The 14841-nt window shown below is 28.5% G+C and carries 11 protein-coding genes; 4 read left to right on the forward strand and 7 right to left on the reverse strand.

Annotation, left to right across the window (positions count from 1 at the left end; all coding sequences use genetic code 11):
- Positions 1 to 217: 217 nt before the first annotated feature.
- Positions 218 to 1546, reverse strand: coding sequence for an ABC transporter substrate-binding protein (locus GXK56_RS23935; protein WP_160692206.1), 1329 nt, complete (start codon positions 1544 to 1546; stop codon positions 218 to 220).
- Between the two features lie 241 nt (positions 1547 to 1787).
- On the opposite strand from GXK56_RS23935, the gene GXK56_RS23940 reads away from it, so the two are divergent.
- Both GXK56_RS23940 and GXK56_RS23945 read left to right on the forward strand, forming a co-directional pair.
- The gene (locus GXK56_RS23940; RefSeq protein ID WP_160692208.1) at positions 1788 to 3665 is read left to right on the forward strand and encodes a sensor histidine kinase; all 1878 of its coding nucleotides are present in this window, start codon (positions 1788 to 1790) and stop codon (positions 3663 to 3665) included.
- Positions 3643 to 4413 carry a response regulator gene (locus tag GXK56_RS23945; RefSeq protein WP_160692210.1) on the forward strand — a complete coding sequence of 257 codons (771 nt, stop codon included), beginning with the start codon at positions 3643 to 3645 and terminating at the stop codon, positions 4411 to 4413. Before GXK56_RS23940 ends, GXK56_RS23945 begins: the two co-directional genes overlap by 23 nt.
- Before the next feature lie 173 nt (positions 4414 to 4586).
- On the opposite strand, the gene GXK56_RS23950 is transcribed toward GXK56_RS23945, so the two are convergent.
- Entirely contained in the window at positions 4587 to 5876 is a 1290-nt protein-coding gene (locus tag GXK56_RS23950) for an O-acetylhomoserine aminocarboxypropyltransferase/cysteine synthase family protein (RefSeq protein WP_160692212.1), read from the reverse strand.
- Between the two features lie 246 nt (positions 5877 to 6122).
- Entirely contained in the window at positions 6123 to 7865 is a 1743-nt protein-coding gene (locus tag GXK56_RS23955; RefSeq protein WP_160692214.1) for an amidohydrolase family protein, read from the reverse strand.
- Positions 7866 to 8039: 174 nt separating this feature from the next.
- On the opposite strand from GXK56_RS23955, the gene GXK56_RS23960 reads away from it, so the two are divergent.
- Positions 8040 to 8504: a peroxiredoxin gene (locus GXK56_RS23960; RefSeq protein ID WP_160692216.1), complete on the forward strand. Its 465-nt coding sequence runs from the start codon at positions 8040 to 8042 to the stop codon at positions 8502 to 8504.
- Positions 8505 to 8626: 122 nt separating this feature from the next.
- Here the strand turns inward: GXK56_RS23960 and GXK56_RS23965 are convergent, their stop codons facing one another.
- From GXK56_RS23965 to GXK56_RS23980, 4 genes are read right to left on the reverse strand one after another with little or no spacing between them, the layout of a single operon-like run.
- Positions 8627 to 9274, reverse strand: coding sequence for an SGNH/GDSL hydrolase family protein (locus GXK56_RS23965; RefSeq protein ID WP_160692218.1), 648 nt, complete (start codon positions 9272 to 9274; stop codon positions 8627 to 8629).
- 25 nt (positions 9275 to 9299) lie between these two features.
- Entirely contained in the window at positions 9300 to 9713 is a 414-nt protein-coding gene (locus GXK56_RS23970; protein ID WP_160692220.1) for a thioesterase family protein, read from the reverse strand.
- Positions 9714 to 9765: 52 nt separating this feature from the next.
- The gene (locus tag GXK56_RS23975) at positions 9766 to 11619 is read right to left on the reverse strand and encodes an ABC transporter ATP-binding protein (protein WP_160692222.1); all 1854 of its coding nucleotides are present in this window, start codon (positions 11617 to 11619) and stop codon (positions 9766 to 9768) included.
- 3 nt (positions 11620 to 11622) lie between these two features.
- Positions 11623 to 13341 (reverse strand): ABC transporter ATP-binding protein, encoded by a 1719-nt coding sequence (locus GXK56_RS23980; RefSeq protein WP_160692224.1) that lies wholly within the window; start codon positions 13339 to 13341, stop codon positions 11623 to 11625.
- Positions 13342 to 13554: 213 nt separating this feature from the next.
- On the opposite strand from GXK56_RS23980, the gene GXK56_RS23985 reads away from it, so the two are divergent.
- Entirely contained in the window at positions 13555 to 14640 is a 1086-nt protein-coding gene (locus tag GXK56_RS23985) for a GIY-YIG nuclease family protein (RefSeq protein WP_160692226.1), read from the forward strand.
- Positions 14641 to 14841: the final 201 nt, after the last annotated feature.

The following is a 14841-nucleotide window of genomic DNA, read 5'->3' on the forward strand; positions in this document are numbered from 1 at the left end:
CATTTTCATAAATTGTGGCATATGAAATAAAATAACAAGTTCAATATGGTATACATATTTTCCGCTAAACTTATAAACGTATATTTATATAACTTATTAAATAGGGGAAAATGAAATTAATGTTTAGCTTAAAATATCCTATCATGCTGACTTGTTATTTTATTTATGCTTAAGATTTCTAGAAATTAGAAACCTTAATACCTATAATTTATAATTATTATTTATTCCAATCAGGATCTTTTTGTAATTGCGCTTGTTCTTTTCTTCTATTCATAATTGTTTCTAAAACTTGTTTTAGAGTTAGAGATCCAGTGTACATAGCTTCTAAATCTTTACCAACATCCATCCATTGACTATCTATATATTTAACACCAGCTTGAACAACCATTCCTTTTTGTAATGAGTCGATATATGCTTGGTCTTCCTTTGAATATTTAGATTTAATTTCAGGCCAGCATAATTCTGATAATCCAGGTTGACCATCTAAACGTTTTTGTAAATTTTCTGGTTTAGCTAAGAAGTCAAAGAATTTCTTTGCTTGTTCTACATGTTTTCCATTTTTATTAATAAAATATGCATTACTTGCTGGGTTTACACCTATTGCTTGGTTATCTCCCCAAGGCATCACAAATATTCCTAATTTGTTTGTATCAAAGTCTGGGAAATCCGCCTTTACTTCATTTCTCCATGCTGATTCAGATATGAACATTGCAGCTTTTCCTTTTGCCATTGCTTCCTTAGCATTTTCTACTGAATTACTTAAGTAGCTATCTCCGTAGAAACCTAAATCAGCAAATTCTTTTAATTGACTTATAATAGTTTGTAATTCAGGTATAGCATCTAAATCAACTTCATTTTTATTAAGTTTATTATATAAATCAGGATGTTTTTGTTGATACATAGCTCCTGTTTCAAATAATGGAAGTACTTGATGCCATCCATTTTGTGTTCCTTCAAAAATTGGAGTCACTCCTGAATCCTTTATCTTTTGACACACATTTTTAAATTCAGCATAATTGGTTGGAACTTTTAAGCCCAATTTATCAAATATTTCTTTATTATATACATAGAAATACATCTTCTTTCCTGGGAAAGTTATTCCATAAACCTTATCCTTATAAGATATTGAAGGAAGAACGTTCTTATCCATTCTCTTTACCCATTCTTCATTTGATACATCTACAACATATTTTTCTGGATTTACTCTTGTTACAAGATTTAATGGATCTGCATCTGCACAGAAAATGTCAGGAGCTTCCCCTGAGTCTAATTTTACTTTTAATAAATCACGCCATTGTGCATCTGGTGAAATTTGAAAATCAATTTTTACACCTGTTTCTTTTTCATATTCCTTTGCTAATTCTTGCACAACACCTGATGTTGGTAGTCCAGATTGATGTGATCCAAATGTCAATGTAACCTTTTCCCCTGAAGACTTAGAATCACTTGAACTCCCCGTTGAACTTCCTCCACATCCTACAAGTACACCTCCTGCCATAACTGTAACACATAGTGCACTTAATAATTTAACTAAACGCTTTCTCATAAATGTATACCTCCACTTTTATAATTTTGAATGTATGATATTTATAATCTTTTGATAAATAATAAATTAGTATTTAAGTATATTAAATTCACTATTTATCGCCCCCACTTAATGATATGCTTTACATAAAGTACATGTTTATAATACCATTGTCCTTTTTTATTAGACATAGACAAAATAGAATTTCCTTTTGCACTTTTTTGAACAATCATATATAATACTTTTTGAAAGGGGCATTGTAATGAATCGAAGATTTTATTATTCTCAAAAAGTATATTTATTTTTTGCTTATGGACTTCTTATTACCATGTTGCTATTTTTATTTTTTATTTGTTTTTACTATTTTTACAGTCAGAATATCTATAAAGATGCTACTACAAAGTCAGAAACTCTATGTGCTTCTGTTCACAACTCAGTATCTACAGAATTAAATAATATGTCAACAATATCTATGAATATAGTATATTCTAATGCAATTAAAAAGAATTTTACCAGCTTTGCAAAAAATAATGCTGATACAATTGAACCAGAAAAATTTTTTCCATATAGAGAAAACGTTTTAGCTATATATGATATAATTACTGCAATTATCGGCCCATTTCAATCAGCCTCCCAAGTCAATCTCTATACACTAAATGGAACTTGTATTGGCTCTGGATATTTTCAGGGTGTTACATATACAAATCTGCAAAATATACCATGGTATAATGAGACTATTAATAAAAATGGTGCTAAAAATATTTCCTTAAACACTAATAACTTATTGAACAATCCTAAAAAAAGCAAAAATATATCTGGCAATGACTTTCTTTCATTAACTCGTGTATTTTTTAATAGCAGCAATGAACCAGAAGGAATTGTAGAAGTGTTGCAAGATTGTGATGTGATCTTTTCCTTAATTTCAGAGCTAAAACAAAAAAATCCCTCTACTTCATTTTATATATACAATGAAAAAAATGAATTGATTTATCCATATACTTCTACAGAAGCTATTAACACAAATTATATAAACATTATAAAGAATAGTTCTTTAGTTCCCTCTGTTGGTTACTTTATTGATATTAACGATAAAGAAAGCGTACTTATGTCATATCAAAAAATTGATTCTTATAATTGGACAATCGTAACTAGCGAACCTAAAGAAGTTGTTTTTAAATCATTGAATTCCTTTAAAGAAGTCTTTGTTGTTATTATTGTTATCTCAATTTTCTTCACTTTACTTTTATGCTTTATCATTTCAAGTCGTCTTACTCATCCTTTAAGCAAGTTGACAAGTGCAACAAAAAAAGTAACAATAAATAGGGTATTAAATGAAAACGAATCCATTTTTACTTCTATCAATACTAATGTGCTTGAAATCTCCGAATTATTTCAGTCATTTCAAGATATGTATAGTAAGCTAAAAGATTCTTCTCATGAAATTTTGTTATTAAAATCAGAAGAAACAAGAGCCAAATTACAGGCAACTCAATCTCTTGTAAATCCACATTTCTTATATAATAACTTAACCAATATAAGCATTATGGCTGAAGAAAATATGAATGAAGATATTATAAAAATCTGCCATGCCTTGTGTGATTATTTTAGATACATTTCAACTACTGATGAAACTGCTGTACCCCTTTTACAAGAAATTTTGTACACAGAAAAATATATTGAATGTATGAAAATGAGATATGGAAATGATTTCATTTACGATTCATGTATTCAAGAAGAAACAAAAGATATTTTAATTCCAAAGTTAATAGTACAACCTATTGTTGAAAATGCTTTTAAATATGGCTTTAGTTCTTCTCCTCCTTGGAATTTAAAATTAAGTTCAAGAATAGAAGATGAAAAGTGGTTAATAAATATTGAAGATAATGGGGGATGCCTAAGTGATGAAAATAAAAACAAACTTTTATCCTATTTTGAAAATATGAATAAGAATGAAGAATTAAAGAATTTAAAAATAGGGGGAATGGGTCTTAGAAATGTATATTTACGGTTACACCTCCTATATGATGATCATGCTATTTTTAAAATGGACAATTCTCAAAAAGGAAAAACCATATTTACAATTGGAGGTCCAATTTATTTAAATAAGGAGGAATTTTATGAACAGTATACACAAATATAAATATATTGTTGCAGAAGATGAACACTTAATTAGGCAAAATATAATAAAGAAAATTGATTCTTTGGGCATCCCATTAGAATTGGCTGGTGAAGCCAGTAATGGTGAAAATGCCATTTCTCTTGTGGAAGAATTATATCCTTCTTTAGTAATTACAGATATAAAAATGCCCCAATCTGATGGATTAGAATTAATTCAATATATTCATAAAAATCATCCTCATATAAAGACAATGATATTAAGCGGATATAATGATTTTAAATATGCTCAATCAGCATTGAAATATGGGGCTAAAGATTTTCTTCTAAAGCCAATTAAAATTGAAGAGCTTAATGCTGCCTTACAGAATATTTTAGTTCTTCTTGACTCAGAAAATAAGGAAATCTCTTCATTTTCAATTGATCCTCATAGTTTAAAACCAGAAGATTTAAGCAAATTAATGGAAAATTATCTTCGCAGTAATTACTCCTCAATAACTTCCTTAACTACGCTTTCTGATAAGTTTGGATTCACCAATGAATATTTAAGCAAAATATTTAAAAAACATATTGGTGAAACACCAATAAAATATATTACAAAAATACGTATTAACGAAGCTAAACTTCTCTTAATTAATCAACCTGATTTGGAAATTCAAAAAGTTGGAGAATTGGTGGGGTATAAAGATGCTTTCTATTTTAGTCGCGTATTTAAATCAAACGTAGGTAGCTATCCAAGTGATTATAGAATGAAAAATTTAATATTACATTGATTCTATTTTTCAATACAAAACAAGAAGTTGAACTCTTATTCGAAGTAGTTCAACTTCTTGTTTTATTTAATTTATAAAATTCTATTTAATTTATTAGGAGTTTATATATGATTAAATTTAAGTTGCTTTATAATTATTAATTTTGTGTATAGCAACTTTTATCTAAAATGTGTCTAATTTTCAAAAGCTTGTGACAAATCATAAATTATATCATCAATATGCTCTGTTCCAATAGAAAGACGAATTGTATTTGGCTTAATTCCTGACTCTGATAATTCAGTTTCGTTCATTTGTGAGTGAGTTGTACTTGCTGGGTGTATAACTAAAGATTTAACATCTGCAACATTTGCAAGTAAAGAGAATATTTCTAATTTATCAATGAAATCTTGCGCTTCTTTTGCTCCACCTTTAATTTCAAAAGTGAAGATAGAGCCAGCTCCCTTAGGGAAATATTTTTTATATAATTCATTATCAGGACTTTCTGCCAATGATGGATGATTAACTCTTTCAACTTTTGAATGATTCTTTAAGAAATCAACTACTTTAAGTGCATTTTCAACATGACGTTCAAGTCTAAGAGAAAGTGTTTCTAATCCTTGTAATAATATAAATGCATTGAAAGGACTTATGCAAGCACCAGTATCTCTTAATATAACAGCACGGATTCTAGTTACATATGCTGCTGAACCAACTGCTTCTGCAAACTTAATTCCATGGTAACTTGGATCTGCTTCACTTAATTGTGGGAATTTTCCTGATCCTATCCAATCAAACTTTCCAGAATCAACAATTACTCCCCCTAATGATGTTCCATGCCCACCTATAAACTTAGTAGCTGAGTGAACAACTATATCTGCTCCATGTTCAATTGGTCTGAAGAGGAATGGAGTTCCAAATGTATTATCAACAATTAGTGGGATTTTATGCTTATGTGCAATTTCTGCAAGTGCATCAACATCTATAATATTGGAATTTGGATTTCCTAGTGATTCAATAAATATTGCCTTTGTATTTTCTTGGATTGCATTTTCAAAATTTGATAAATTATCAGGATCTACAAAAGTTGTTGTGACACCGTTATTAGGGAAAGTATGTGCTAATAAGTTATATGATCCACCATATATAGTTTTTTCTGCTACTATATGATCTCCCGCTTTTGTTATATTTTGCAGCGCATATGTTATTGCTGCTGCCCCAGAAGCTACAGCAAGTGCTGCTACTCCACCTTCTAAAGCTGCAATACGTTTTTCAAAAACATCTTGTGTTGAATTAGTTAGACGTCCATATATATTTCCTGCATCAGCTAGTCCAAATCTTGCTGCTGCGTGTGCTGAATTTTTAAATACATATGAAGTTGTTTGGTATATTGGCACTGCTCTCGAATCGGTAGCTGGATCTGGTTGTTCCTGTCCTACGTGTAATTGTAATGTTTCGAATTTTAATTTTCTTTCATTGTTACTCATAATTTTTGCCCCCATTTTCTTTTTTATAAATTGCTTATTAATGTCTTTTTATTAATTTTATATTTACAATATTCATATATACATGATAGATTTACTATGATTTGATGTTACTATTTTTTCTATTACTTGTCAATAAAAAATATTCCATATTTACATTATTTTAACCTTATAATTATTGTTTTGATAAAAATAAGCCTGTTTAAATAACATTTATATGCTATAACCAGGCTATTTTGCTAACTAATTTCATTCGCTTAAATATACTAATTCTCCATTAAAATATGTTTGAACAACATTAATTTCATGTATATCTAATGGTTCTGTTTCAAATATATTTTTATCTAATACAATAAAATCTGCTTTTTTCCCAATTTCTAAACTACCTATTTGATCTTCTTTACCTAATACATAAGCTCCATTAATTGTAAACATTTTAATTGCTTCTAATATAGATATTCTTTCACTAGGATTTAATCTATATCTCATGTCATTAAAATTTATTTTTTCAGGATATCCAGATGGAATAAAATCATATAAATTACGTATTACAGCTGATTCAATGGCATTCAAAGGATTTAATTCACCCGATATTTCTTCATCAAAACCTCCAGCTGTAACAACTCCATTATCCACTAGGGATTTTACTGGGTATTCTCTCTGCGCCCTTTCTTCTCCTATAAATAATATTTCACTTTCTTCTAACTCATTACTTTTATTGAACCAAAATGGTTTTATTATTGAATTTATATTGAATAACTTCAGCTTTTTTATATAATATTTAGTTATTAACTCTAAACCTATTAACGAATTTCTGCACTTGTTCTTGACATTGTTATTAACAGAATACTCTAAACAATCCACTGCCAATTTACAAGCAAAATCTCCAGATGCATGTATTATAGTATTAAAATCTAATCTATTTACCATTCCTATTGCGTCTTTAAACTCTACCATATCCCACATAAGCAATCCATTAGAAATATTTAATTTTTTCTGATTTTCATAATCCTTAAACAAATATGCAGTTCCAATACCAATAATTCCATCTAAATTAAACTTTACTATTGATATACTAAATAAATCAGTTTCATATATTATTTTATTCCTTTTTAGCTGATGTATTTGCTCACATATTGTTTGCCTGCATACCTCATAAGGCATTATTGTAATACCATAAATTACTTTTATTTTAAGCTTATTGGTTATTTCAAGTCTTCTATATATTTCTAGGGATATTCTTTTTTCTTCAATTAGACCTATGGAAGTCACACCATAAGAATGTAACTTATTTTGAAATTTTATAAATGTATTTAAATATTTCATATCACTATATTCTTTTAAACTATCTGTATTAATTAAGTATATAGCATTTCCTTTAAGAGTTCCCCATAATTCTCCTTCTTCATCTAATTCTATTATTCCACCAATAGGTGGCTTTGTGTCCTTAGTTATTTTAAAATACTCAAAAGCCTTAGTATTCAACCATAAAGCATGATTGTCAAAAGATTTTAATACTATTGGCTTTTGAGTTTCTATTTTTTCAAGCCAATTTTTATGAGGCCCTTTAAATACTTCTAAATATCCATACTTATTATTTGGTGTTCCTTCGAAACTTATCCAATTCCACCCTAAACCATAAATTACTTCTTCTTCTGGATGAGAATCAACATAACTCTGAATCATTTTTAAATATTGCCATGGATTATTTCCTTCAAATAAAGATAACTCATCTTTGTTAATCATAAGTTTCTCTGGTAAATTACCATGTGCAAAAATAAAACCAGGCAATACCACTTTGAACTTTAAATCAACTATTTCTGTTTTCTCATTAGAATACTTCTTTACATCTTCATTACTTCCTAAACCTATTATTTCGCCATTTTTAACAGCCATTCCTTGATAAATTTTATTTTTATTATTGATGCTGTAAATTATACCATTAATAAAAAGCTTATCTGCATTTTTCAAAGGCTTTTTATTTGATTCCATTAAATATTTTCCTCCAGTTTAATAGCACTAAAATTAAAATCTACTTAATTATATTCATAAACTTAAATTTCATGAAAATTTTTAATATTAAATATGGCAATTGAACTTTACAAATATTGAATATTGATAGATAATAATTAGTAATATAATTAATAAATAAAGGAGGGGAAGTTAATGGAAAATTCTATCTTAAAAGAAGGTATGAAAGCACCTGATTTTACCTTAATAGGCTCTGACAAAAAAGAACATAAATTAAGTGATTATTTAAATAAAAAAGTCGTTTTATATTTTTATCCAAAAGATAATACTCCAGCTTGTTCTCAAGAAGCTCAAGATTTTAAAAGTTTAATTGATAAATTTAATGAAAAAGATACAGTAGTAATAGGTGTAAGCAGAGATTCTCTTAAATCCCATGATAAATTCATTGAAAAATATGGTTTACCTTTTCTTTTATTATCTGATGAAGAAGAAATAGTTTGTAATCTTTATGGAGTTTTAAAAGAAAAAACTATGTTTGGAAAAAAAGTTTTTGGAATCGAAAGAAGCACTTTTGTGATAGATGAAAATGGAATAATCTCAAACATTTATCGAAAGATAAAGGTTCCAGGACATGTTGAAAATCTAGTCTGTTCTCTTTAAAAAAACTATAAACCAAAGGATTAGTCTTTAATAATTTTTTAAGCTAATCCCTTGGTTTTATATTTTATATACAATTTTCATATTTACATTAAATAATAGATAATTATTAAGAATATTTTTATTTAACTTAATATTTCAAGGCAATGCTTGGCAAAAGCTTCTCCTAAAAGTTTATGCCCTTCTCTTGTGAGATGCAATGCATCAATTTCAGATGGTTCTGTAATTAAAGCTGCATCCATAAATTCAATACCTAAATTTCTTGCTATCTCCTCATACTTAGGAGCTAATTTTCTGGAAATTTCATAGGATCTCATATATCCAAAGCCTTCACCACATTCAGACTCCATAATAGTTTTACCTATATATGTTGGAGATACTAGCAAAACTTTTGCTGGTATATTTTTAGGATTTTCCTCTGCTGTAATATTAAGCGCCATTTTTGCAAGAATGCCAGCTCCTTTAGCTATATCACATGCTGGAACATGATATCTTTCTTTCATATCATTTGATCCAAGCATTATAATAACCAAATCCAAAGGATAATGTGATTTAATGCATGGAGTTAAATATGTTTTCCCATTCTTTAAAATATCATAAGGATCATCTAATACTGTAGTTCTACTATTTAACCCTTCTTCTATAATTCTATAGTCAGATCCTAATAATTTTTGTAAAATTCCTGTCCAGCGCTCACTATAATCATATCTTTCATGATTTTCTGGATTAAATCCATATGTATTAGAATCCCCATAGCAAAGTATATGTTTCATAAATAGTATCCTCCTTAATATTTTCTTATGTTAATGCTTTTAGTTTTTCAAATATTTTTAAATTGCTTTTTTTCAAATTAATTATTTTGAAATCTTTGCTTACAAAAACATGTAAAGTGCTTCCCTTAGCAATTTCTTTTTCATCTTTTTCTCTAATAACTGAATAATTAAATTCTACTTTAACAGGTGTTAATTCCTTAACCCAAGTTTTAATAATTAATTCATCTTCATATTTTGCACCAATAATATATTTGCAATTACTTTCAGCTAAAGGAATTAAGATTCCTTCCTGCTCCATTTCAGTATAACTTATATTGCTTTCCTTTATAAAATCTGTCCTTCCTGCTTCAAACCAAATCAAATAATTAGAATGATGTACAATTCCCATTTGATCTGTTTCAGCATACCTCACTGTAATTTTTGTTTCACTTATATACAATTGAAACACTCCTTGCTTATAAATTTGTATATTTATAATTTCTTTAATTTTTCTATTTAGATTGTTCTAGATTTCCCATTTGGCTAATTACCATATTATAATATTTTCCTTTAGCGTTCATAAGACTCTTATGATTTCCACTTTCTAATATTTTTCCCTCTCCAATGACCATAATATGATCTGCATCTCTGATTGTAGAAAGTCTATGTGCTATTAAAAAGCTTGTTCTATTTTTCATTAAACTAACCAAGGCCTGTTGAATATCTTTTTCAGTCTTTGTATCGACACTACTGGTAGCTTCATCTAAAATTAAAATAGGGCTATCACATAATACCGCTCTGGCAATAGAAATAAGCTGACGCTGTCCCTGGCTTAAGTTATCTGTAGCTCCGGATACCATTGTATTATATCCCTTAGGCAATTTATGAATGAAATCATGAGCATGAGCTATTTTAGCTGCTTTTATAACTTCCTCATCAGTAGCATTCTTTTCTGAATATCGAATATTATCCATAATTGAGCCAGTAAAAAGACAGGTATCTTGTAAAACTACTGAAAAACATTTTCTAAGACTGGTTCGCTTAATATTTGTAATTGGTTCATTGTCTATTAGAATTTTACCGCTATCTGGATCATAAAAACGTGTTAACAGATTTACAATAGTAGTCTTTCCTGCCCCTGTTTCTCCTACTAAAGCTACAGTTTCACCTGCATTAACCTTAAAGTTTATATCTTTTAATATAATATTTGATTTATCATAAGAAAAAGTTACATTTTCAAATATAACCTGACCACTAGGATTTTTTATATAAACTGCATCCTCAATATCTTCTGGCTCTTCTTCATTATCTAAAATTTCAAAAACCCTTTCTGCTCCTGCAAGAGCTGATTGAATAGTATTAAACATACCAGCAATAGAGTTAATTGGCTGTGAGAATTGTTTTGAATAACTCAAAAAACTTACTACAGTTCCTACTGATAAACCATATCCTACTGATAATATACCACCAACAATAGCTACAACTGCAAAAATAAAATTATTGATGACATTCATGATAGGCATCATATATCCAGACCATATTTGTGCTTTGCTGCTGCTTTCACATAATTTTTCATTAATTTCTTTAAATTCATCTAAAATATCTTTCTGCTTACTAAAAGCTTTAACCATTTTCAATCCTAGTATATTTTCTTCGATTATACCATTAAGTGATCCAAGACTTTTTTGCTGAGCTGAAAAATATTTACGACTTTTTGATACAATTCCTCGTGTTAAAATGGTTACAAATGGAATGCTTAATAAGACAACAAGAGTAAGCCATAAATTTAAATATATCATAACAACAAAAGAACCTGCTATTGTTAAAATACTTGCTATTAATTGTGTAGTTGTCTGAGCTATGGTTGAACTAATATTGTCTACATCATTTGTAATTCTGCTCATAGTATCACCATGAGAACGTGTATCATAAAATTTCAAGGGAAGTCTCTGCATCTTCTCAAAAAATTCTGAACGAATTACAAATACAAGCTTTTGTGAAATCTTAAGCATAATAAATCCATTAGCCAATGAGATGATCCAATTTATAATATACAGAAAAATAATTATTATTAAAAAATGTCTGAGCATTTCTGTTTCTACTGTTCTAGTTTCAATTTTAAACGTATTGAAAGTTTTTCCTATATAATAAGGAATTGCAACGGAAATTAATGAAGAAAAAATTGTTAGTATAATTGCTGCTATTATTGCTTTTGCCCAGCGCATATATATTTTTATAATACGCATTAAGGTACCCTTAGTGTTTTTAGGTTTTGCAGTTGGTGCAAATCTATTTCTATTTCCTCCAATTGGTTTTCCTCCAATAGATGGCCCCTTTACTTCTGCTTTAGAAAATTGTTGCAACATAAACTACACCTCCTTACTGCTTTCTATTTGAGTTCTATAAATATCTTTATATATTTCACAAGTTTTCATAAGCTCACTATGAGTTCCATAACCAGCCTTCATTCCATTATCCATAACTAAAATTTTATCTGCAAACATGGCAGTCCCACATCGCTGAGTAATTGTAATTATAGTTTGATTTCTTGTTTTTGAACTTAAACTTTCCCGAACTTTAGCTTCAGTTACAGCATCTAGAGCACTAGTTGCATCGTCTAGTATAAGTACAGCTGAATTTCTAAGTACACCTCTGGCAATTGATATACGCTGCTTTTGTCCTCCAGAAATATTAACTCCGGCACTTCCTAATAAACTTTCATAAGCACCATTCATTTTTTCAACAAAATCAGCCTGAGCCTTTGCAGCTGCATCATGTATCATCTCATTTGAGGCCTCTGTATTTCCCCATTTAATATTATCAGCAACAGATCCTGAAAAGAGCATTGGCTTCTGCGGTACAATAGCTATATTATTACGAACCGAATCAATATCTAATTCTTTTATATGATGATTATTAATAAGTATTTTTCCACTATTTACATCGTAAAAACGTAAAAGAAGCCAAGCTACTGTAGATTTACCACTACCAGTTGGTCCAATTATAGCTAAACTTTGGCCACTTTCTATTGAAAATGATAAATTACTAATGGCAGGTACTCCACTGCCATTAGGATATGCAAAAGTTACCTCTTTAAATTCTATTGAACCATTTAATTTTTTTATTTTTCCAGTATGTAAAAAATCTTCTTCTGAATCAAACACTTCTTTAATTCTAGCTGTAGAAGCTTTTGTTCGAACAAACGTATTAAAAATATTAGTTATCATAATCAATGATATAAGTATTTGAGCCATATAAATTGTAAAAGCTGTAATATCTCCTGGATTAGCAATATTTAAGGTAAATAAAACACTTCCAACATAAATTACTACTATTGTTCCAACTCCAACTGTAAGTGTTATAAGTGGTGAAATTAAAGTGACAATTATTTGAGCTCCTATACCTTTTTCCATTAAATTTATATTTGCTCTTTCAAATTTTTCAGTTTCCTTATCATATGTTCCAAAGGCTTTAATCAAACGTACTCCAATAAGATATTCCTGTACAACAGAATTCACCTTGTCCATAGCTTTTTGTAATTCAAAAAAACGAGGATAGCTTAATTTCATACTAATTATAATTAAACAGCCTACTATTGCAACCAATCCATATATTATCAGACTTAATTTAAAATTAAGCATTGTAGCAAAAATAATACTTCCAACACATGTGATAGGTGCTTTCAAAAAAATTCTCATTATTCCATTTACAAATTGTACAATTTGTGCCGTATCATTAGTCATACGTGTAATAAGAGAACCACTTTCAATTTTATCTGCACTTCCTTCAGAAAAATTCATAATTTTTTTAAATAAATCATATCTAAGATCTGCTCCCATGCGTTGCGATACTTTACTTGCTAAAATATTTCTTGTAACTGCAAAACATGCTCCAATCCCAGTAACCATAAGCATAAGGCTTCCCCAATAATAAACCCTTGAAAGTGATCCTTGTTCAATTCCATTATTAATAATATTAGACATAAATGTAGGACCAAGCAAATCACAAATTGCCTCTAAAGCAACACAAAAAACTGCTATTAAAAATGGATTTTTATATTTTTTAAAATATTTGCCATATAGCTTCATATTATTTATTCCTTTCTTTCCTTAGATGCTAATACTCAAATTATATTATACATCCTTTTTACTCTAATTTCCTATTATTATGAATTTATAAATTAATATATTTATCTATGAAAGGATGAAATATAGTAGTAAAATGAATAAAGCTATATTTATATAAAAGTAACTATTGCTTAACCAATGATCATGTAGTTATCATTTTTAGGAGGAAATAGGGTGAGTTTAAAATATAAAGTAAAAGTACTTCCATCTAGTCCTGGTGTATATCTTATGAAAGATTCTCTTAATAGTGTGATTTATGTTGGGAAATCAAAGAATTTAAAAAATAGAGTTGGATCATATTTTCAAAATTCCAAATCACATTCACCTAAAGTTTTGAAATTAATTCAAAACCTTAAAGATTTTGAATATATTCTTACTGATACAGAGTTTGAAGCCTTTATGCTGGAGTGCAAATTAATAAAAGAAATAAAGCCAATTTACAATAAACAACTAAAAAGTCCAAAGGCTTATTCTTATATTAAAATAAAAATACATGGGAAATATCCTAGTATAGAAATATCAAATGAAATAGATAAAGATGATGGAAATATTTATTTCGGACCTTATACAAATAAAAATACATTAGAAAGAGGCCTTGGTGGGATTAAAGAATGTTGCAGAATACTATGTAATAATAAAATAAAAAAAACATCAGTCTGCTTTAATTATTCTTTGGGATCATGTATTGGAATGTGCTCAGATAATATTCCTACAAAACAGTATGTTGATATATTAAACGAGATAATAAACCTTATTAACGGTTCTGATAAAAGTATTATTAATAAAATGGAAAATATAATGAACACTGCTTCTGAAAAATATGATTTTGAAAGTGCTGCAAAATATAGAGATTACATAACTGCTGTTAAATATTTGATTGGCAAATCAGACGTTGTTAAATTTACTAAAGAAAACAAAAATATTGTTCTATTAGAACCTTTAAGTAATAACCTGATTAAGCTTTTTCTTATAAATGGGAATAAAGTATTGTTTGAAGAAAAGTACATAATAGATGACTTAAATTCGGAAAAAGTGAAAATTATCCTGAAAAATAAGATTTTATTTTACTTCAATGATGAAATTATATCAAATTCAATAGAAGTAGGTCGAGAAGAAATAGATGAATCCCAAATTATTTATACGTATTTAAAAAGTAAATCTAACTGCTGTAAATATACTATAATTCAAGATAAGTGGCTAAAGAGTCCTAATAAAGATTCAATTATATATACTTCCCTTAATAAATTATTGTCATTTTAAATACATCTTAATTACACATAAATAAGTCATAAATTTGCAAATATTTAAAGGCTGAAATTTAGAGGAATTCTAATTTTCAGCCTTCAAAAACTTTATACTTGCTTACAAATAAAATAAAAAAAGATAGTCACTAAAACTATCTTTTTATCTTACCTCGCAACGTCCTACTCTGCCACACAGTCACCCGTGCAGTACCATCGG

The sequence above is a fragment of the Clostridium sp. C2-6-12 genome (genome assembly GCF_009928485.1).
Taxonomy (GTDB): domain Bacteria; phylum Bacillota; class Clostridia; order Clostridiales; family Clostridiaceae; genus Clostridium.